21 protein-coding genes are annotated in these 21,363 nt (G+C 38.3%); 12 read left to right on the top strand and 9 right to left on the bottom strand.

The features are described 5' to 3' along the window. Positions 1 to 4 precede the first annotated feature (4 nt). Positions 5 to 376 (bottom strand): ribosome silencing factor, encoded by a 372-nt coding sequence (rsfS, locus tag AC3E9U_RS03255; protein ID WP_325201935.1) that lies wholly within the window; start codon positions 374 to 376, stop codon positions 5 to 7. 94 nt (positions 377 to 470) lie between these two features. Here rsfS and AC3E9U_RS03250 point away from each other — a divergent pair, with 94 nt between their 5' ends. After that, positions 471 to 1,202, top strand: coding sequence for a biotin--[acetyl-CoA-carboxylase] ligase (locus tag AC3E9U_RS03250; RefSeq protein WP_488745472.1), 732 nt, complete (start codon positions 471 to 473; stop codon positions 1,200 to 1,202). Between the two features lie 56 nt (positions 1,203 to 1,258). On the opposite strand, the gene AC3E9U_RS03245 is transcribed toward AC3E9U_RS03250, so the two are convergent. Then, a complete protein-coding gene (locus tag AC3E9U_RS03245; protein ID WP_488745471.1) occupies positions 1,259 to 1,651 on the bottom strand; it encodes an SRPBCC family protein in 393 nt (130 codons plus the stop codon). A gap of 98 nt (positions 1,652 to 1,749) precedes the next feature. Then, entirely contained in the window at positions 1,750 to 2,397 is a 648-nt protein-coding gene (pyrE, locus tag AC3E9U_RS03240) for an orotate phosphoribosyltransferase (protein ID WP_488745470.1), read from the bottom strand. 7 nt (positions 2,398 to 2,404) lie between these two features. On the opposite strand from pyrE, the gene AC3E9U_RS03235 reads away from it, so the two are divergent. Both AC3E9U_RS03235 and AC3E9U_RS03230 read left to right on the top strand, forming a co-directional pair. Continuing rightward, positions 2,405 to 3,004, top strand: coding sequence for an NUDIX hydrolase (locus AC3E9U_RS03235; RefSeq protein WP_488745469.1), 600 nt, complete (start codon positions 2,405 to 2,407; stop codon positions 3,002 to 3,004). 327 nt (positions 3,005 to 3,331) lie between these two features. Then, positions 3,332 to 4,681, top strand: coding sequence for a DEAD/DEAH box helicase (locus tag AC3E9U_RS03230; RefSeq protein ID WP_488745468.1), 1,350 nt, complete (start codon positions 3,332 to 3,334; stop codon positions 4,679 to 4,681). Between the two features lie 65 nt (positions 4,682 to 4,746). Here the strand turns inward: AC3E9U_RS03230 and AC3E9U_RS03225 are convergent, their stop codons facing one another. The 3 genes from AC3E9U_RS03225 to AC3E9U_RS03215 are packed head-to-tail and all read right to left on the bottom strand — an operon-like array spanning position 4,747 to position 7,925. Then, positions 4,747 to 6,480: a M14 family zinc carboxypeptidase gene (locus tag AC3E9U_RS03225; protein ID WP_488745467.1), complete on the bottom strand. Its 1,734-nt coding sequence runs from the start codon at positions 6,478 to 6,480 to the stop codon at positions 4,747 to 4,749. 5 nt (positions 6,481 to 6,485) lie between these two features. Beyond that, on the bottom strand, positions 6,486 to 6,941 hold the full coding sequence (gene coaD / locus AC3E9U_RS03220; protein ID WP_488745466.1) for a pantetheine-phosphate adenylyltransferase: 456 nt from the start codon (positions 6,939 to 6,941) through the stop codon (positions 6,486 to 6,488). A gap of 12 nt (positions 6,942 to 6,953) precedes the next feature. After that, positions 6,954 to 7,925 carry a D-alanine--D-alanine ligase gene (locus AC3E9U_RS03215; RefSeq protein WP_488745465.1) on the bottom strand — a complete coding sequence of 324 codons (972 nt, stop codon included), beginning with the start codon at positions 7,923 to 7,925 and terminating at the stop codon, positions 6,954 to 6,956. Between the two features lie 279 nt (positions 7,926 to 8,204). Here AC3E9U_RS03215 and AC3E9U_RS03210 point away from each other — a divergent pair, with 279 nt between their 5' ends. Together AC3E9U_RS03210 and AC3E9U_RS03205 are read left to right on the top strand one after the other, a co-directional pair. Next, positions 8,205 to 8,834 (top strand): PASTA domain-containing protein, encoded by a 630-nt coding sequence (locus AC3E9U_RS03210; RefSeq protein ID WP_488745464.1) that lies wholly within the window; start codon positions 8,205 to 8,207, stop codon positions 8,832 to 8,834. Continuing rightward, positions 8,824 to 9,870, top strand: coding sequence for an RluA family pseudouridine synthase (locus AC3E9U_RS03205; protein WP_488745463.1), 1,047 nt, complete (start codon positions 8,824 to 8,826; stop codon positions 9,868 to 9,870). The genes AC3E9U_RS03210 and AC3E9U_RS03205 overlap by 11 nt, the downstream gene beginning before the upstream one ends. 44 nt (positions 9,871 to 9,914) lie before the next feature. Here the strand turns inward: AC3E9U_RS03205 and AC3E9U_RS03200 are convergent, their stop codons facing one another. The 3 genes from AC3E9U_RS03200 to AC3E9U_RS03190 all read right to left on the bottom strand — a co-directional run bounded on the left by AC3E9U_RS03200 (position 9,915) and on the right by AC3E9U_RS03190 (position 11,576). Continuing rightward, complete coding sequence (locus tag AC3E9U_RS03200) at positions 9,915 to 10,553, bottom strand: dioxygenase family protein (RefSeq protein ID WP_488745462.1); 639 nt, start codon at positions 10,551 to 10,553, stop codon at positions 9,915 to 9,917. 77 nt (positions 10,554 to 10,630) lie between these two features. After that, positions 10,631 to 11,173, bottom strand: a complete 543-nt coding sequence (locus AC3E9U_RS03195) for a GNAT family N-acetyltransferase (RefSeq protein ID WP_488745461.1) — start codon at positions 11,171 to 11,173, stop codon at positions 10,631 to 10,633. Between the two features lie 106 nt (positions 11,174 to 11,279). After that, positions 11,280 to 11,576 carry a hypothetical protein gene (locus AC3E9U_RS03190; protein ID WP_488745460.1) on the bottom strand — a complete coding sequence of 99 codons (297 nt, stop codon included), beginning with the start codon at positions 11,574 to 11,576 and terminating at the stop codon, positions 11,280 to 11,282. A gap of 191 nt (positions 11,577 to 11,767) precedes the next feature. On the opposite strand from AC3E9U_RS03190, the gene AC3E9U_RS03185 reads away from it, so the two are divergent. The 7 genes from AC3E9U_RS03185 (at position 11,768) to AC3E9U_RS03155 (ending at position 21,316) form a co-directional block, all read left to right on the top strand. Then, positions 11,768 to 12,787: a quinone-dependent dihydroorotate dehydrogenase gene (locus AC3E9U_RS03185; protein WP_488745459.1), complete on the top strand. Its 1,020-nt coding sequence runs from the start codon at positions 11,768 to 11,770 to the stop codon at positions 12,785 to 12,787. Positions 12,788 to 12,826: 39 nt separating this feature from the next. Next, entirely contained in the window at positions 12,827 to 13,690 is an 864-nt protein-coding gene (locus AC3E9U_RS03180) for a hydroxymethylglutaryl-CoA lyase (RefSeq protein ID WP_488745458.1), read from the top strand. A gap of 113 nt (positions 13,691 to 13,803) precedes the next feature. Beyond that, positions 13,804 to 15,042, top strand: coding sequence for a DUF4856 domain-containing protein (locus AC3E9U_RS03175; RefSeq protein ID WP_488745457.1), 1,239 nt, complete (start codon positions 13,804 to 13,806; stop codon positions 15,040 to 15,042). A 60-nt stretch (positions 15,043 to 15,102) separates the two neighbouring features. Continuing rightward, on the top strand, positions 15,103 to 16,332 hold the full coding sequence (locus tag AC3E9U_RS03170) for a DUF4856 domain-containing protein (RefSeq protein WP_488745456.1): 1,230 nt from the start codon (positions 15,103 to 15,105) through the stop codon (positions 16,330 to 16,332). Positions 16,333 to 16,402: 70 nt separating this feature from the next. After that, positions 16,403 to 17,521: an imelysin family protein gene (locus AC3E9U_RS03165; protein ID WP_488745455.1), complete on the top strand. Its 1,119-nt coding sequence runs from the start codon at positions 16,403 to 16,405 to the stop codon at positions 17,519 to 17,521. 2 nt (positions 17,522 to 17,523) lie between these two features. Continuing rightward, positions 17,524 to 18,891, top strand: coding sequence for an HTTM domain-containing protein (locus AC3E9U_RS03160; protein ID WP_488745454.1), 1,368 nt, complete (start codon positions 17,524 to 17,526; stop codon positions 18,889 to 18,891). Then, on the top strand, positions 18,830 to 21,316 hold the full coding sequence (locus tag AC3E9U_RS03155; protein ID WP_488745453.1) for a TonB-dependent receptor domain-containing protein: 2,487 nt from the start codon (positions 18,830 to 18,832) through the stop codon (positions 21,314 to 21,316). The genes AC3E9U_RS03160 and AC3E9U_RS03155 overlap by 62 nt, the downstream gene beginning before the upstream one ends. The last annotated feature ends 47 nt before the right edge of the window (positions 21,317 to 21,363 follow it).

The raw sequence follows: 21,363 nt of genomic DNA, 5'->3' as shown, positions 1-21,363 counted from the left end.
AATGTTAGAATTTGTTTTCGATCGAAGTGATTTTAGCATCACCCCACAAACCTTCTATGTTGTAGTAATCACGAATGTGTTTTTGGAAAACGTGAACCACAATGCTCACATAATCCATTAAAACCCACTCGCCATTTTCAGCACCTTCAACGTGCCAAGGCTTGTCTTTTAAATCTTTTGAAACTACTTTTTGAATTGAGTTGACGATAGCGTTAACCTGTGTATTGGAGTTACCGTTGCAGATTACGAAATAATCGCACACAGTATTTTCGATTGCTCTTAAATCCAGAATGTCAATATTGTTACCTTTTACTTCTTCAATTCCTTTAATGATGTTAGCTAATAATGCATCATTGTTAATCTCCTTTTTCGCCATCTATTTTTAATATGTTTTTCGCAAAGTTACCAATTTTTGTCTTTATTTTTGAACCTTAACATAAGATTAAACTTCATAAAGGCAATTTATTTATATGAACATCATCAAACTCGATGCCACATCTTCAACTAATGACTATTTAAAAACATTACTGACAAAACAGTTTGTTGAAAATTTCACTGTCATTAGTGCTGAAAACCAGACTTCCGGGCGCGGACAAATGGGAGCTGTGTGGGAAGTAGAATCCGGTAAAAACCTGACGTTTAGTGTGCTTGTCAAAGATTTATTGGCAGATATTCACGCTATTTTTCATTTAAATGTTCTTGTTGCCGTATGTATCGTTCAGGTATTGGAACAGTTGAAGATTTCTAATTTAGCAATTAAGTGGCCGAACGACATTTTGGCAGATAATATGAAAATTGGCGGAATTTTAATTGAAAACAGTCTGAAGAGCAATGGGGAAATTGTTTCTGTGGTCGGTATCGGATTGAATGTGAATCAGAAAAACTTCAGTGATCTGCCAAAAGCAAGTTCATTATCCAATATGCTGAATCAGGAATTAGACAAAGAGGCGATCCTGATTTCCATTGTTGAAACATTAAAACGTAACATTGCCCTGCTTCAAAGCAAGGAATATGATTCATTTTGGTTAAAGTACAATGAAAAGTTGTTTAAAAAAGGAGTTCCTATGCCATTTGAGGATAAAGACGGACTTCGTTTTATGGGCATCATTCAAGGCGTCACCACTAATGGAAAGTTAGAAGTGCTGCTTGAAGACGATAGTGTTAAAACATTTGAAATTAAAGAAATTCTAATGTTGTATTAAAAAAAAATCCCTGTTTGAAACAAATAGGGATTTTTAATATCTGGTTGTGATTATTATTACAGTTTGTTCATGTTTCCGGCCAGTGTTTCGATAAATTTCGTGATCGGACCTTTAACCATCATCGCCATCATAGGGTTGAACTCGCCTTCAAAAAGCAACTGAACTTCCGAAGTGTTTGGTGTCAGTGAATTGATGTTGGCAGTTAATGTGAACGGTAATTTGTCGCTGGCTGCACCCAAAACAACTTTGTTCGGAGCGACCTTGTCTTTCATTTTTAATTTTATTTCCGGCATGCCTTTTAGTCCGAAGATAAACGCATTTTCGTCTAAAACTTCAAATTTCGCAATGCTTTCCGGCATTAATTTCTCAAAATTCTTAACATTGGTCAATGAATCAAACAAGTATTCTGCTGACTTTTCTACGTTGACTTTTGGACTTTCTAAATTCATTATTTAAATAGTGTTAGATTAATGCATAAATTGATTTACTGGCAATTTGCCGGTTCATTTTGAAAATCTGAAAAATCTAAATGAACAGAAAAACGATTTTAGACTTCTACGCCCCAGGTAGACGGGCTTTTACGCCATTCTTTCAGAGTGTCATATTCGTCTTCCGTAATGTATTTTTTTGTCACGGCTTCTTTTAATAGCATGTCGTAATTTCCAAGCGTGAAAAGTTCAACATTGGCTTTTTTGAAATTTTCTTCTGCAATTTCAAATCCGTAAGTGAAGATTGCAACCATTCCTTTAACGTTAGCACCTGCAGCTTTTAAGGCTTCTACTGCCTGTAAACTGCTTTTTCCGGTACTGATCAAATCTTCAACCACCAATACGTTTTGTCCTTTCTGCAGGAAACCTTCAACCTGATTTTCTCTTCCGTGTTTTTTGGGTTCAGGACGAACATATACAAAAGGAAGTCCCATGATTTCAGCGACAAGCATACCGATTCCGATCGCACCAGTGGCTACACCGGCAATCACGTCAGGTTTACCAAATTGTTTTTCAATGTTTTTCGCAAATTCTTCACGCAGATAATTTCTTATCGGTGGAAATGAGAGGGTTATACGATTATCGCAATAAATAGGCGATTTCCATCCAGAAGCCCATGTAAAAGGATTTTTTGGATTTAATTTAATTGCGTTTATTTGTAAAAGCAATTCGGCAGTTTTCTTAGCTGTGTCTGTGTTAAAAATCATACTACAAATGTATAAAGTTTTTGTCAACGATAAACCTCTTTTCTTAACAAATCAAGTTGTTAAAGAAACCGATTTTCAACTTTTCCTATTGGAAACTGTTGATATTAAGCAAGTTATAATAAAAATGTTTCAAAATAAAATTAATAAAGCATTTTTATATCACCCGGATGAAAAAGAAATTTTAACAAAATTAAAGGAAAAAATTCCTGCAGTCAAAGCGGGTGGCGGATTAGTTTTTAATAAAAACGGAGAAGTGCTGTTCATTTTCAGAAACGGAAAATGGGATTTGCCTAAAGGTGGAACCGAAAAAGGAGAGGTGATCGAGGAAACCGCAATCCGGGAAGTGGAAGAAGAAACAGGGGTTACCGGTTTAAAAATTACGCAGAAACTTCAAAAAACCTATCATGTTTTTAAACGAAATGGCAAATACAAATTAAAAATTACGCATTGGTTTGAAATGAAAACGGATTTTGAAGGTGAATTACAAGGACAGGAAGATGAAGGAATTGAAAAGGTGGTTTGGTTAAAACCGGAAGAAATCAAAGAAGCTCTTGGAAATTCCTATGAGAACATCAAGTTGCTTTTTGAAGAAGAAAAGGTGATTTAAAGGAGATCAAGTGAAAAGGGAAGGGACGAGTTGGGAATAATCGAAAAATCACGTTGATTATATCAGTTTTATTTGTGCTCCATTTTCAAAAGGTTTTAAAGCCGGTTCCATAGCCCTGATGGGAGTGGTCGTCTTTTGGGATGAGATAGCGTACAGCAGGAACACGGTTTCCAAATAAGCCCGAACCATTGCTTCGCCAATTCGCTATCGCTCGGGTCGCTTTAAAAAAGAAAGCTGTTGTAAAAAATTGTTTTCCGAAATACTTAATTGCAATCTGCGACTGAACACTGCGCCGAACACTGAAAACTTTTCCCTTACCTTTGCAGCATGTATAAAAATCCACGTTCCAATAATATTCTTCTCAATTTAGGAATTGAAAGTCTTAACGAAATGCAGGAAATGGCACAGGATGCTATTTTGAATGATTCGAATGTTTTACTGCTTTCGCCTACAGGTTCCGGAAAAACCATTGCTTTTTTGCTGCCCATTTTTGAAATGCTTCAGCCTGAAGTGAATGCCGTGCAATGTTTGATTATTGTACCATCAAGGGAATTGGGCTTGCAGATTCAGCAGGTTTGGAAAAAAATGACTACCGATTATAAGGTAAACGTTTGTTATGGCGGACATAATATAGAGACCGAAATCAAAAATTTAAGCAATCCTCCGGCGATTTTAATCGGAACGCCAGGACGTATTGCTGATCATATCGACCGGGAAACATTCAAGACCGACACCATTGAAACATTGGTTTTGGATGAATTCGACAAATCCCTCCAATTGGGTTTCCACGAGCAGATGTCGTATATCATTGGCAGACTGCCAAAACTCAATAAACGTGTTTTGGTTTCGGCGACTTCGGGTATTGAAATTCCGAAATATACAAGAGTCGTGAATCCGACTATTCTGGATTTTGTTCCAACTGAAAAAGAAAACGAGAATCTTTCGATGAAGATGTTGATTTCCAATGAGAAAGACAAAATCGGAAGTCTGTTCCAATTGCTTTGTTCGTTAAAATCGGAACCGGCGATTATATTCTGCAATCACCGTGATGCGGCGGAACGCATAAGCGACACATTAAACGAAAAAGGAATTTATGCCACCTATTATCACGGCGGAATGGATCAGGAGGAGCGCGAGCGTGCTTTGATTCAGTTTAGAAACGGGAGTGTGAGTTATTTGGTTACGACCGATTTGGCAGCGCGTGGATTGGATATCCCCGAAATGAATCACGTTATCCATTATCATTTGCCTTCCAAGGAAGATGAGTTTACCCACAGAAACGGAAGAACAGCCCGAATGTTAGCCTCTGGTACCGCTTATATTATCGTTCACGAAAGCGAAAAAAAGCTGGACTACATCAATTACCAGATGCCCGTTTTGAATGTTGATAATGCTAAATCTTTACCGAAACCACCTGAATTCCAAACGATTTATATCAGCGGCGGAAAGAAAAATAAGCTGAATAAAATTGATATAGTAGGGTTCTTTTCGCAAAAAGGGAAATTGGAAAAAGGCGATTTGGGACTGATTGAAGTCAAAGATTTTGTTTCGTTTGCCGCCGTAAAATTCAAGAAAGTGAATGAATTACTGCGTAACATTAAGGACGAAAAAATGAAGGGTAAGAAATTCAAAATTGAAGTAGCCCGCAATGTAATTAAGAAGGAAGAAGAAAAATAGGTTTGCACATTAAAATAAAAAAGGTCACATGAAGTTTTCGTGTGACCTTTTTTCAATTAATCTTATTAATAACGCATTACTTTATAAATAGGGTATTGAAGGTGTTCTTTTTCGTAGTATTTGGAATGTTTGTAAACCCAATCCAACTGCGCATCGCCACTATCGGCAAATTTCTTGTCTTCCTGACGTTTCTTTTCCAATTCTTCCTTTAATTTCGGATTTTCATCTAAAATCTGTTTAGCCAAATCTTCAAAGACATAAGCTGAAAAGTACTCTTTCTGCTGTAATATAGTATCGAAGAAATTCCAGTTGAAGAACGAGTCCGCAGCTTCAGGCTCCAGCGTTTCCAAAAGATATTTTACGTTCTTCTGATTAGTCTTCACCACAAAATCCCCTTCGCTGAATTTTACATTTTCGCGACTTGCCGTAACCGAAGTATTATAGTGTCCGTAATGACCTTCGAAAGCTTCTTTGCTGGTTTTATAATCGGCAATTTTGTAGCTTTCGACATTAAGTACCGTATCTTTTTTCAAAGGTTGCATTTCGATTCTGTTCTGGCGAAGCAATTCAAGTACTTCCCAGTATTGTTTCGGTACAATATAAGATTCCGGAATCGTGATTTCTTTTTTGGGTTTATACACTTCGTAAAAAGGAATCATTTTTTTGAATGGTTTTGTTCGGTCGTAATACAAACGTTGTTTTCCGGAAACATCGCTAGGTTTGTACTTTGCTTCATAACCTAAAAACGGAATCTGTTTTACCTGCGCCGAATCAATTTCCCATAACACGGTATATTTTCCGTGAACAGAATAATTAGCCAGGTTAGCCTGACGCAGTTTTTTGATCTGCGCCGCATTCTTATCCGTATAGTTTAAAGTGGATAACATATATTCGTAAGTTACCTTTACTCGGTCTGCATATTTTTTAAGCATATGGGTTTCCACCATTGTGCCTAAAGTGTTGAACATCGAAGCATATCCTGTAGAAAATCGAGGTGTTTCCATGTTTTTGGCGAAACCTTTTTCGGGAACGTCGTTATGGATATTTACATAAGGAACCGATTCGATTTTTTTATTCTTCAGATCTTTTAAGATGGATGGCATCATTTGTTCGTTGAAGAACTTTCCTAATTCGCCGCCCAGTTTCTGGTAATGGGTATCGATGTAGGTTAAAGTGTATTGGTAATCCGCACCATTACTCACATGATTGTCAATGAAAACATCCGGATTTACGATGTTGAAGATCACCTGAAAACTTCTGGAATTTCTTGTATCCGATTTGATAAAATCACGATTAAGGTCGAAATTCCTTGAATTCCCTCTGAAACCGTAAGACTCCGGTCCGTTCTGGTTAACACGGGAAGTGTTGTTTCGGTTCATTGCGCCGCCAATGTTGTAGACAGGAATGGCAACGACAATGGTGTTTTTAGGCACGGCAATTTTTCCGGTAGCCAGATCTTTCATGAAAAGCATGGTGGCGTCGATTCCGTCCGTTTCTCCGGGATGGATTCCGTTGTTGATCAGGATTATCGCTTTGTTTTGAGCATTTATGACTTTAAAATCGAAGTTTTTCTCCGGATTGAAAGTTACGATGTGAAGCGGTTCACCATTATCGGTACTTCCCATGGTTTTTACGGCTATGGTTTCGAAGCTTTTATCCAGATTGTAATAATAATTCATAGCCTCCTTATATGTGGCCGACTGATTACCGTTTCCTTTTTCAAAAGGCGTTTTAAAATCAGGCTGTTGTGCCAAAAGGAGAGAAGTGCCTAAAAAGAACAGGCCGATTATTTTTTTCATAAATGTTATTTGGTTTTAACAGATTCGGGTACTAAAATAGTATAATCCCCGCCATTTCGGATTACATCGCGGACAATACTTGAACTGATGTGGGACGTATCGATAGCGGTTAGTAAAAACACGGTTTCTATGTCCGACAGCTGGCGGTTGGTATGGGCGATGGCTTTTTCAAATTCGAAATCGGCGGGGTTTCGAAGTCCGCGGAGAATGAACTGCGCATTAAGTTTGTGGCAAAGATCAATAGTCAGACCTTCATAAGTTACCACCGTTACTTTTGACTCATTTTTAAACGATTCTTCGATGAATTTTTTGCGCTCTTCCAGCGAAAACATGTATTTTTTTTCAGCATTGACACCAATGGCAATCACGATTTCATCAAATAACGGCAATGCTCTTTTAATGATGTCATAATGGCCTAGTGTAATCGGGTCAAAGGATCCCGGAAATATTGCTTTTCTCATAAATGTTAAGTGTTACAGTAATGCCAATTCAATCGCATTATCAAACAATTCGGTTAATGAAATTCCCGCTTCTTTGGCCTGTTGCGGTAAAATACTTTCGGTAGTTAATCCCGGAATTGTATTCATTTCAAGCATAAAAGGTTCTCCGTTTACGATGATGAATTCACTTCGTGAGAAACCTTTCATTTTTAATACTTCGTATGCTTTTTTGGAAACCGCTTCCACTTTCTGGCGGATATCGTCCGAAATTCGGGCCGGAGTGATTTCCTGCGATTTTCCTAAATATTTTGCTTCATAATCGAAGAAATCGTTTTCAGAAACAATTTCCGTGATCGGTAAAACCGTTGTCGCTCCTTTGTAGTTAATTACCCCAACAGAAACTTCAGTTCCGTCAAGGAAACTTTCAATGATGATTTCGCTATCTTCTTTATAAGCGTTTTCAATCGCCGGAAGTAATTCTTCTTTGGTTTTTACTTTTGAAATTCCGAAGCTGGATCCTGATTTATTTGGTTTGACGAACATTGGCAAACCTATTGTTTTGATGATTTCGTCCTCGTTGATACTATCGCCTTTATCTAAATAGAAGGAAGTTGCGGTTTTGATTCCATAAGGTTTTAAAACCGAAAGCATATCACGTTTATTGAAGGTTAATGCCGCCTGATAATAATCACATGAAGTTTGCGGAATACCCAACAGTTCAAAATACGCCTGCATTAGTCCGTCTTCTCCGGGTGTACCGTGAATCGCGTTGAAAACCACATCGAAATTAAGTTTGAGTCCGGCATAATTTACGGAGAAATCATGACGGTTTACCGGGAATTCACTTTCGTTTTCATCCACCATTACCCATTTTTCCTTAAAAATATGAATTCGGTAGGCATTGTATTTTGTTTTGTCCAAGAAGTTATAGACTACGTTTCCGCTTTTTAAAGAAATTTGATATTCACTGGAATAGCCTCCCATGATGATGGCAACATTTTTCATATATGTAAAATTTATTTTATAGAGGTCATATATGGTATCGCTATTTTTCGGTGTTTGTTTGCACAAAATTTTGTTAGTGGCGATTTCATATTTTAGTCGTTATTTGATGTGTACTAGTACTTACAAAATTATCACTATTTGTTGAAACCCACAGCAAAAAATATTTTTCTTCCGATAAAAATGAAAAAGTGGGTTCCTGACGACCTTAGGCAAATAATTACTTTTTCGGAAGAAACAAAAAATCTTTAGTATTTTATATCTTTGCCCAAAACCAAAACTATGAGTTGGAAGAAATTTTTAACTAGCCCCGCATTTTTCAAAAATTTAGCAATAGCATTAGTTATCGTTGCCATATCCATTTTTGGAGTGATGAAATTTTTAAGCGTGGCGACCAATCACGGAGAAGAAATTCCGGTTCCGAATCTTGCAAAAATGTCGCTTGAAAAAGCAGAAGAACGTCTGAACGACATCGATTTGGAATTACATCTGTTAGATACAGTAGATTATAATCCCGCGTTTCCGCCATATTCCATTGTGGAGCAGGATCCGCTTCCGGCTGTAACCGTTAAAGACGGTCGTAAAGTATATGTGAAAATCAATTCGGGAGGTTACGCGAAAGTAGTGATGCCGGAATTGGTTCAGAAAACATACCGTCAGGCATTATCGACTTTGAGAGCTTTAGGTTTACAGGAAGGTGATGTGAAGTATGTGGAATACATGGCGAAAGACGTAGTTCTTGAAGTAAAACAAAACGGTAAAACCATCAAAGCAGGAGACAAAATATTGAAATCCTCAAAAATTGATTTTGTTTTAGGTGACGGTAAAACAGGATACCAAGACCAGGAAATGGACAGTATTAATGCGAGTGAACAATTAGCGCCGCCACCGGCAGAAGAAAATGCAGAATAATCATATCTCAGACCAGGAAGAACTGGACGAAGAATTATACGAACATTATCGTTTTGAGGCAGGGAAAGGTCAGGCACCTTTGCGTGTGGATAAATTTTTAATGAATCTGATCGAAAACGCTACCCGCAATAAAATTCAGCAGGCAGCGTCTAACGGAAATATTTTCGTAAATAACATTCCTGTTAAGTCCAATTATAAGGTAAAAGCAAATGACGTGGTGCGTGTTTTATTGGAGCATCCGCCGTTTGAAAATATCATCATCCCGGAGAATATTCCTTTGGATATCGTTTATGAAGACGATCAACTTTTGGTGATAAACAAGCCAGCCGGATTGGTAGTACATCCCGGACACGGAAATTATACCGGAACATTGGTGAATGCGTTGGCATATCATTTTGAAAACCTTCCGATGAACAGCAGCGAGCGTCCCGGTCTGGTTCACCGAATCGATAAGGACACTTCCGGTTTACTGGTGGTCGCCAAAACGGATAATGCCATGGCACTCCTGGCGAAACAATTTGAGGAAAAAACTTCGGAAAGAGAATATTTTGCTCTGGTTTGGGGTAATGTTGTGGAAGAAGAAGGGACCGTAACCGGATATATTGGCCGTCATATGAAAGACCGTATGCAAATGGCTTGCTATGACAACGAAGAATACGGAAAATGGGCGGTAACGCATTATAAGGTTTTAGAGCGTTTTGGTTATGTGACTTTGGTATCCTGTAAATTGGAAACCGGCCGTACGCACCAGATTCGTGTGCACATGAAACACATCGGACATACGTTATTCAATGATGAACGTTACGGAGGTGATCTGATATTAAAAGGAACCACCTTTACGAAATACAAACAGTTTATCGATAACTGTTTCAAAACTTTGCCGAGACAGGCTTTACATGCGAAAACATTAGGTTTTGAGCACCCAACCACGAAAGAATTCATGCGTTTTGATAGCGAAATGCCGCAAGATATAAAGGAATGTATTGAAAAATGGCGCGTGTATTCCAAATCACATAATGCTGAAGAAGGAAACTAAATCATAAATAAAAAGCCTCTGATTTTCGGAGGCTTTTTTTATTGTTAGTCCAAAACGATGTCGCGTTTACCAATCCAGACATTGTTGACTTTCGTCATTTCCATTATTCCTAACCCGCCTTTTTCACGTGGCGTTGTGGAATGTATTTTTTTCAATAAAGGATCGTCTTTAAACATGAAATCATCAATATAGAACGGTTTGCTGTTGTCCGGGAGTTTTATGGCCGAATGGATGTGCGCAGGATTTTTGCCGCCGGGATAGGAGCCGGGACGGATAGTTTCAATTTTGTAGTTACCGTTTTTATCAGTTTTGCACCAGCCGTGATGTGAACCATGCCATTTCTGAAAGCCTTGCTCGTTTCCTTTTTTTGAATAAATCCCTTTGGAATCAGTGTGATATGCATACAGGATCACATTCGCATATGGAGTTTTATCCTTTTTATAGATCGTTCCGCTGATAGTCATTTTTTCACCGTCGTTTTTTTCATCGGGGATGACCATGGTTGATGTTAATTGTTTCGGCATGTTCACAAAGCAGCACTCTATGGAAGCATCCGGATCGTCGCAACTGTCTTTTTGAATAGCTGATGTCACGCTTAACTCTTTTGAGATTTCCTGTTGTCTGCAAAAAGACAATAATATTGAAACCGAGAGCAGTCCTATTATTTTAGCGGAATGTTTCATAACACAGGTTTTTTGATAATTGATTTGAATTTATAATTAGCTCCTGTCTTAACCGCCTGCAGAAAATCAGCTAATCATTATCGGTAGTATTCTTCTCGTAATAGAGAATAAATGACAGAATCTTCCATGGAATTATTTTTGAAGTAATGCTGTCGCAACTGACCTTCTTTGGTAAAATTCATTTTCTGAATCAAACGCAGCGATGCCTCATTTGTTGGTCCCACCAGGGCTTCGATTCGGTTTAGGTTCATCTTTGTAAAACCATAATCGATAACGGCTTTTAAGGCTTCCGACATAACTCCTTTGCCTTTATGTGCATCATTGTTTAAAGCATACCCGATTTCAGCACGACTATGCTCAAAAGACCAAGTGTGATAGCCGCAAGCCCCGATAATAGCTCCGGTTCCTTTGTCAAGAATCTGAAAATTCACAAACGACCTGTTATAAGTACTTAACCCTTTTTTGTATTTCGATTTTTCCTTATCAAGTTCTTCCGTGGTTGAAATCCCCAAAAACTGCATCAAAGCATTATCATCATAATGCTCAAATATGTAATCGTACGTTTCAGGGGTGATTTTTCTTAAAATAAGATGCTGTGTTTCCAGTAGTTCAAAATTCATCGTGCGTAAAATGATAAGTTTTTGTAAATAGTCAATCGTAAATTTACTAATTCGAATTATTTTTTAGACAAAAACACATCATCATAAACCGGAATTCGACAATTTTTTACGAAATCTGTTTCAAAATCTCCCGTTCCGAATGTCGTACCAGCGGTTTAAATTTTTCGTACCATACTTTCCAGGTATCGGCATTCATTTCTCTGGCTAAGTCGGCTTCAAAATCGGCCAGTGTTTTATAAGGCCCTTCAAATATAAAGCGATATCCTTCCCCCGTGAAGTCGGTTAGAATTCTTCCGCCTTCTGGCATTTTCATTAAACCCAGATTGTGGGCTTCATCAACCAATGCTTTGGCTTCTTTGAATCGGCCAAACTGAAGATAAAATATTTCTCTGACGATGTACATAATGCGAAAAATTAAATTAAACAAAAATTGACTGATAAAGTTACGAATTATTGAAATTGTAAGATGTTGATTTTTACTATTTTAAAACAAATTTTTCTGACTTGGAAAAGATTCTGAAAAAAACATTCTGTATCATAATCTCTGAATTCTGAATTCAAATTTCTATTTTTGCTCAACAACACAATAATATCATGTACAAACAGATTATCCGTCCTATACTTTTCTGTTTCGATCCAGAGGCAGTACACCATTTTACCTTTTCGGCAGTTCGCATCGCTCATAAAATACCGGGCATTTCCGCTATAATTAATTCTTGTTATGGCGTGAACGACAAACGTTTGGAGCGTGAAGTTTTCGGACTGAAATTCAAAAATCCGGTTGGATTGGCTGCTGGTTTCGATAAAGATGCCAAACTGTACAAAGAACTTTCCAATTTTGGTTTTGGTTTTATAGAAATTGGTACGCTGACGCCAAAAGGCCAGGAGGGAAATCCAAAGACGCGTTTATTCCGTTTGAGAGAAGATTCGGCGATTGTTAACCGAATGGGATTTAATAATGGCGGAGTAGCAGATGCGGTAAAACGTCTGAAAGCAAATAATGGCGTTTTAATCGGCGGAAACATCGGAAAAAACAAAGTTACTCCGAACGAAGAGGCGGTGAAGGATTATGAGATCTGTTTTGATGCCTTATATGATTACGTGGATTATTTTGTTGTGAATGTGAGTTCGCCAAATACACCTAATTTAAGAGCTTTGCAGGATAAAGAACCGCTTACACAGTTGTTGCAGACGCTTCAGAATAAAAATACAGCCAAGCCAAAGCAGAAACCGATCCTTTTAAAAATTGCTCCGGATTTAACGGATGAGCAATTGCTGGATATCATCGATATTGTAAAAGAAACTCAAATTGCAGGTGTAATTGCTACGAATACCACCATTTCACGTGACGGATTGAAATCGATTAATAAAATCGAAATGGGCGGTCTTTCCGGAAAACCGTTGACGAAACGTTCTACTGAAGTAATTCGTTTTCTTTCCGAAAAAAGCAACAAAGCTTTTCCTATTATAGGTGTAGGAGGAATTCATACTGCTGAAGATGCCATCGAAAAACTGGAAGCCGGCGCAAGTCTGGTTCAGTTGTACACCGGTTTTATCTATGAAGGACCAGCATTGGTGAAAGCCATCAACAAAAAGATTTTAGAAAATACATAAAAGGTAGTACCTTAGCGACTCAGAATTTCAGATTCTTCAATGGAAAAAGTCAAAATCATCGAATGTCCGCGCGATGCCATGCAAGGCATTAAAGAATTTATCCCGACCGATAAAAAAGTGCAGTACATCCAGTCGCTATTGCGTGTTGGATTTGATACCATTGATTTCGGAAGTTTTGTTTCGGCGAAAGCGATACCGCAAATGCAGGATACCGCCGAGGTTTTGGCAAAACTGGATTTGTCGAATACACAAAGCAAGTTGTTGGCGATTATTGCCAATACGCAAGGGGCAGAGAACGCTTCCATTCATCCTGAAATTCAATATTTAGGTTTCCCTTTTTCGATTTCGGAGAACTTCCAGATGCGTAATACCCATAAAACCATTGCCGAATCATTAGTGACTCTTCAGGAGATTCTAAATATCGCCGATAAGACCAATAAAGAGGTTGTCACTTATATTTCAATGGGATTCGGAAATCCGTATGGCGATCCGTGGAATGTGGAGATAGTAGGGGAATGGACCAAGAAATTAGCGAATATGGGAGTGAAGATCCTTTCGCTTTCCGATACCGTTGGGAGTTCTACTCCTGAAGTTATCGATTATTTGTTTTCCAACTTAATTCCGAAATACCCGAATATCGAGTTCGGAGCCCATTTACATACTACACCGGATAAATGGTTTGAAAAGGTAGATTCGGCTTACAAAGCGGGCTGTCGTCGTTTTGACGGAGCTATTCAAGGCTTCGGAGGCTGTCCAATGGCCAAAGACGATCTGACCGGAAATATGCCGACAGAAAAGATGCTTTCTTATTTTACTTCCGTGAAAGCAGATTCGAATTTAAGTCCGATGAGTTTCGAAAGCGCTTATAATGAAGCGATTAAGGTTTTTACGGTTTATCATTAAATTTTCCTGTTAAAATTATTTAAAAAAAGTCTAAATAAATTTTGCCTTATTTAGAATGAGTATATATATTTGCACCAGAAAATTATTTTAACTCAATCTAAATAAACAAACATATGAGATTCAAAAATCTTCTTTTAGCTTCACTACCAGTTACAGCTTTGTTTGCTGTTTCTTGTTCAAACGATGATAATAACACTCAACAACAAACTTTTGATTATACAGTTCCGACAACTTATACATTTGAAAGATCCGGTGTAACAACAGTTGATTATGCAGGTCAGACAAACCGCGTTCTTATGTTGGACGAAATGGGGAATTACATCAAAAATCAAGGTAATGCAGGTACAGTGATCGATGCTTCAAAGATGTCAGATATGTTTAATAACGTAAACAATCAGTTTGCAAATACTGCATTAAACGCAGCTACAGATAAGCAATTGAAAAACAAAACGGCTGCTTCAAAAGATTTCTTCGTGAATTTCAACGGAGGTGGTTCTACAGTAGAGCAGACTAACGTTAGATCTTTCTTCGAATCTCAGTTTACAAATGCAAATGCGGCAAGTGGTGGCCAGGTAGCAGCTGCGGGAACTGCAGGAACTTATTTGGATGGTTCTTCTAAGCGTTTATTTGCTGCTAACGGATTAGAGCCTCAACAAGTACTTTTGAAAGGTATGATGGGAGCTTGTTTCTTAGATCAGATCGTGAACAATTATTTGAGTAAAAATGTTTTGGACGAAGGTGCAAACAGAGAAAACAACACAAATAAAGTTTTCGAAGAAGATAAAAACTATACTAAAATGGAACACCTTTGGGATGAGGCATATGGTTACATCTACGGAGGAGACAACCCAACAGCAACTCCAAATCCGGTATATAAATTCTGGAGCAGCTATATCAATCAGGTTGATGCTGATTCTGATTTCGGAACGTTAAAAGAAGATATCGAATTGGCTTTCAGAAAAGGTAGAGCAGCAATTACGGCTGGTGATTATGCAACTCGTGATGCACAAATTGCAATCATCAAGAAAAAAATCGCATTGGTTCCTGCGGTTAGAGCGGTATTCTATTTAAAAGAAGGTAAAGCGAAATTGACTACAGATTCTGGTGCAAAAGCATTCCACGCACTTTCGGAAGGTTATGGATTTATCATGAGCTTACGTTATACTAACAAGCCGGGTACAAATTCTCCTTACATGACAAAAGCGGAAGTTGATACGATCTTGGCTGAATTAACTGCTGGTACAAACGGTCTTTGGGATGTAGATCATCTTAATGCAAGTATCGACGGATTGGCTGAACAAATTGCTGCTAAATTCGGGTTTACAGTTGCTCAGGCCGAAACGGTTAACTAATAAATGGAAAAACGGAAGGGGTAACTTTTCTGTTTTTTTGTACTATTGCAAAAAAAAATTATGAAAAAAACACTTCTTTTAACTTCATTACCAGTTATGGTTTTCTTTGCTGTTTCGTGCTCAGAAGATGGTGTTCAGTATCAAGAGTTCAATTATACAACTCCGGAAACTTATACATTTGAAAGATCTGGTGCGTCAACAGTTGATTTTACAGGTGAGACTAACAGAATTCTTATGTTGGATGAAATGGGAGCTTATATCAAGAACCAAGGAAACGCGGGGGCTGTTATTGATGCTTCAAAATTATCTGACATGTTCAGCAACGTAAATGGTCAATTTACTAACGCTGATTTGAATGCAGCTACCGATAAACAATTAAAAAATAAAACTGCCGCTTCAACTGATTTCTTCGTGAACTTCGGCGGAGGGGGTACTGCAATAGAGCCGCTTAGCGTAAGATTGTTTTTTGAAAATCAGTTCTCTAATGCTAACATGGCTAGTGGTGGACAAGAGGCTTCAGCGGGAACTGCAGGAACTTATTTAGATGGTTCTTCAAAGCGTTTATTTGCTCTTAATGGATTAGAGCCTCAACAAGTACTTTTAAAAGGTATGATGGGAGCTTGTTTCTTAGACCAGATTGTGAACAACTATTTGAGTAAAAATGTTTTGGATCAGGGTTCAAACAGAGCAAACAATAAGAATAAGGTTTTAGAGCAAGGTCAAAATTACACTAAAATGGAGCATCTTTGGGATGAAGCTTATGGTTACATCTACGGAGGTGATAATCCAACGGCTACTCCAAGTCCGGTTTTCAAATTCTGGAGCAGCTACATCAATCAGGTTGATGCGGATTCTGATTTCGGAACTTTAAAAGAAGATATCGAATTGGCTTTCAGAAAAGGTAGAGCAGCAATTACAACGGGTGATTATGCAACTCGTGATAAACAAATCGATATCATCAAGAAAAAATTAGCATTGGTTCCTGCGGTTAGAGCGGTATTCTATTTAAAGGAAGGTAAAGCTAAATTGGCCACAGACAACGGAGCGAAAGCATTCCACGCACTTTCTGAAGGATATGGGTTTATCATGAGTTTACGTTATACTAACAAACCCGGAACAAACATGCCATATATGACAAAGGCGGAAGTTGATGCTATCTTGGGCGAATTGACAGCAGGTCACTTCGGACTTTGGGATGTTGATTATCTGAATGCTCACATAGACGGATTGGCAGAACAAATTGCCACTAAATTCGGATTTACAGTAGCTGAGGCTGAAACGGTTAACTAATATAAAAATTGGAAAAAACAGAGGAGGAAACTCTTCTGTTTTTTTGTACTTTTGCAAAAATTTTCAAAAAATGAAAAAAATACTTCTTTTAATCGGTTTTACTGCATTCTTTGCAGCTTGTTCTTCGAGTGACAGCGGTACGCCGGATTCTTCCGGGGACGGTTACAACAGAACGGCGCTTTTAACGAATTGGGCTGATAATTTGATTATCCCTGCTTTTGAAAATTATCAGGCAAAAGTAAATACGTTACAGACTGAAGTAGCGGCTTTCACGGCAGCTCCGTCTGAAACAGATCTACAGGATGTGAGAACGGCCTGGATTGACGCTTATAAAGCATTTCAATATGTATCATTGTATGAAATCGGTAAAGCGGAAACCATAAATTTTGTTAGCTGTACCAATATTTATCCGACGAACACTACAGGTATCGATGCGAATATAGCTTCCGGAACCTATAATTTTGCGCTTCTTTCGCAATTCGACAAGCAAGGTTTCCCTGCGCTTGATTATATGGTAAATGGTTTAGGAGCTGATGATGCAACTATTGTAACGTTTTATTCAACCAATGCTAATGCTGTAAAATATAAACAGTATTTAACGGATTTGGCGGCAAGACTTAAAACCAATGCCGACTTGATCGTTAACGACTGGAACGGAAGTTACAGGTCAACTTTCATTGGAAGCAACGGTTACTCAGTAAGCAGTTCTGTGAACCGCATGGTTAATATTTATGTGAAGAATTACGAAAAGAATGTTCGCGCCGGAAAAGTAGGTATCCCTGCCGGAATTTTTTCAACAGGCACAACTTACGCTAATAAAGTGGAGGCTTACTACAAAAATGATATTTCAAAAGTCTTGTTGGATGAGGCTGTGAAAGCTTCTCAGGACTTTTTTAACGGAAAATATTTCAATTCGGCTCAAACAGGTCCGGGCTTGAAAGCTTATCTGGATTATTTGAATGTTGTGAAAAGCGGTCAGTCGCTAAGTACTACTATCAATAATCAGTTCGGAACTATTACCAATGCAAACGCGATCCTGAGCAATAGTTTCTCGGAACAGATTTTCAATGATAACAATAAAATGGTTCTTGCTTATCAGGAAATGCAAAAGAATGTGATTTACTTCAAAACCGATATGATGCCGGCACTAAACATAACAGTAGATTATGTGGATGCTGACGGTGATTAATCATGATTGACAGTTTTAAAATATATCTTAATAAAACAACAGAAACCGCAACGCTGGCCTTTTTCAGGCTGGCGTTTGGTTTAATGATGCTCTTTAGTATCATCCGGTTTGTAAGTTATGGCTGGGTCGAGAAGATGTACATCAAACCTCAGTTCCATTTTACCTTTTACGGTTTCGAGTGGGTCAAGCCTTTTGGGAATTTTACGTATTTGTTGTTCTTTATTTGTGGTCTGTCGGCACTGATGGTTACGATCGGCTACAAATACAGAATAGCCATTACAGTGTTCTTTATAGGTTTTACATACATCGAACTGATGGATAAGACCACCTATCTTAACCACTATTATTTTATTTCACTCGTAAGCTTTCTGCTGATATTTTTACCTGCAAATGCCGCTTATTCGGTCGATGCATTTAAAAATTCGGAAAAGTCCTTTCAGCGAATTCCTTCCTGGACTGTCGATGTTATTAAACTGATGCTGGCAATCGTATATTTTTACGCGGGACTGGCAAAGCTCAATTCCGACTGGTTATTCGAAGCCATGCCACTAAAAATGTGGTTACCGATGAGTGCCGGAATGCCTGTAGTAGGTAAATTCCTGAATGAAAACTGGGCGCATTATGCCTTCAGTTGGTGCGGAGCCATCTATGATTTAGCCATTCCGTTCTTACTGCTTTACAAGCGAACCAGACTAGTGGCTTTTGCGCTGGTTATCGTTTTTCACGTCTTTACAAAAATGTTGTTCCCTATAGGTGTTTTTCCTTATGTGATGATAATAAGTACACTGATATTTTTCGAATCAGGTTTCCATAAAAAAGTACTTCAAAAAATCTTCGGATTATTTAAAGTAAACTGGAGTTTGTTCGATAACGGACGTGTAAAAAGTCAGGATTTTACAGTTTCAGGAAAATTGAAAGTTGGGTTCATAACTGCTTTCATGGTATTTCAATTGCTTTTTCCGTTTCGTTATCTGATGTATCCGGGAGAACTTTTCTGGACGGAAGAAGGTTTTCGTTTTTCCTGGCGCGTAATGCTGATGGAAAAATCGGGTTATGCTCAATTTACTGTTACTGATGCAGTTACAAAAAAAATAACTTACGTGAACAACAGCGACTTTCTTACGCCTTTTCAGGAGAAGCAAATGTCGTTTCAACCCGATTTTATTCTGGAATATGCTCATTTTTTACACGACCATTATAAAAAAACAGGATACAATGACCCTGAAGTGAGAGTCGAAAGTTATGTCGCTCTCAACGGTCGTTTAAGCCAAAAATACATTGACCCCAATACAAATCTTGCAAAAGAAAATGAATCATTCAAACATAAAACCTGGATACTTCCGTTTAACGATGAAATTAAGGGATTATAAATACTTGTTACTGTTATTTGTAACACTAAACGCTTTTTCACAATACAAATTCTCCGGAACTGTAGTTGATAATACCGGTCATGCACTTTCGAATGTAGAGATCGTCAATAAAAGTAACGGGCGAAGCATCTTTACCGATAAAAATGGGGAATTTTCAATTCAGATCGCAAAACCCAGCGATTTCGTATTCGTGTTTTTTGCTGAGAATTATGCCATGGTTGAAAAATCAGTGAAAATTGACAACAAAGAAACCTATCTTAAAGTGATGCTGTATCCTTTGAATAAAACACTTTCAGAGGTAATTGTAAATAAACAGCGTGAGAATATCGCAGCGATCCGCAAGCTGAAAGATATTGAGGAGACTGCTATCTATGCCGGAAAAAAAACAGAAGTGGTTGTTTTGGATAAAATTACGGCGAACAAAGCAACCAATAACACGCGTCAGATTTACTCTCAGGTAGTAGGTTTAACGATTAACGAAAGCAATGACGGAGGTCTGCAGCTTTCCATCGGAGGACGTGGTTTAGATCCCAACCGTACTTCCAATTTCAATACGCGACAAAACGGTTACGATATCAGCGCCGATGTTTTAGGTTATCCGGAAAGTTATTACGCAACACCGACTGAAGCTTTGGAAGAAATTCAACTGGTACGTGGTGCCGCTTCTTTACAATACGGAACCCAGTTTGGAGGGATGATCAATTTTAAGATCAAAAGCCCGAGCAAAAAAGAAATTGAATTTACCAACAGAATGACAGGCGGTTCGTATGACTTGTTTACCAATTTCACAAGTCTGAGCGGTACTAAAGGAAAGTTCAGCTACTATACGTTTTATAACTACAAACAAGGGAAAGGTTTCCGTCCGAATTCACAATTTGATGCGAAAAACTTCTTTGCTAATCTGAATTATCAGTTTACGGCCAATACATCGCTGCATTTTGATTACACTCATTTTGAATATCTGGCGAAACAGCCCGGCGGTTTAACGGATTATATGTTCAATCAGGACCCGAGGCAAAGTAATCGCGATCGTAACTGGTTTGCAGTCGACTGGAACTTATACGCCCTTCGGTTCAAACACAAATTCCAGCATAATGCCGATTTCTCATTGCAACTGTTCGGATTGGATGCGTCAAGAAAAGCATTGGGATATCGTTCCAACCGCGTTTCAAATCCGGACACGCCGGGAACGGAAAGGGATTTGATTTTGGGAGATTTTGTGAACTGGGGAGCGGAAGCCCGTTATCTGAAAAAATATACATTATTCAATAATTCCAATGCATTTTTGATTGGAGGAAAATACTATCAGTCAAGAAATACCGGAATTCAAGGGCCGGGCAGTTCGGGATCGGATGCGGATTTCAACCTTGCAACCGATGAATTCCCTTATTATGCCAATCAGTCATCCTATGTTTACCCTAACCTGAATGTCTCTCTTTTCGGAGAAAATATTTTCAGATTATCACCGTCTTTTTCCATAACACCTGGTTTCCGATATGAATATATTAAAACCCAGGCTGATGGTTATTACAGAAGAATTACTAAAGATCTGGCCGGAAACATAATTTTTGACAAAACGGAATATGAAAATACCGTAAAGGAAAGAAGTTTTGTTTTGTTAGGGCTTGGACTGAGTTACAAACCGGTGAACAAAATCGAATTCTACGGTAATATTTCTCAAAACTACCGCTCCGTAACTTTCAATGATATCCGTACCGCAAGCCCGAGTCAGGCAGTGGCTGAAGATATCACCGACGAAAAAGGGTATACGGTAGATGTCGGAACCAGAGGAAAACTGTTCGATAAAGTAACTTTCGATGTCAGCGGTTTTGCGTTGTATTATGACCACAAGATAGGCGAGTATGAGGCTCCGAATCCGAATGGAGGCGGTGCAGTAGTGCGTTTACGTGATAATGTGGGAACTGCCATTACTTATGGATTTGAAACCATGTTTGACTGGAATATTGGCAAAACCTTCTTTAAAGAGAATGAGAATTTTGTGTGGAATATGTTCTCGAATCTTTCGGTTACGGAATCGGAATATCTGGAATCCGATCAGCCAAACATCAAAGGCAATAAAGTAGAATTCGTTCCTTTGTACAATTTAAAAACCGGTATGGGGATGGGTTATAAGAACTTTGTATCAAGTCTTCAGTTAACTTATGTATCCTCTCAGTTTACCGATGCGGAAAACCATCCAACAGATCCAAACGATAATGTTTATGGTATTTTCGGAGAAATTCCTTCTTACTATGTGATGGACTTTTCTGCGGCATACAAATGGAAACGATTCAAATTGGAAGCGGGAATAAACAACATAACAGATAACTGGTACTTCACAAGAAGGGCTACCGGATATCCGGGACCTGGGATTATTCCTTCAGAACCGAGAGTGTTTTATACCACTTTAGAATTTGTTTTTTAAAGTTAAGTTAAAACGGTTTTTTTAAGAAGGTAAAATGTACTATATTT

It is taken from the genome of Flavobacterium sp. 21.1 (assembly GCF_057801535.1).
This window is presented reverse-complemented; position numbering and strand designations above follow the sequence as displayed.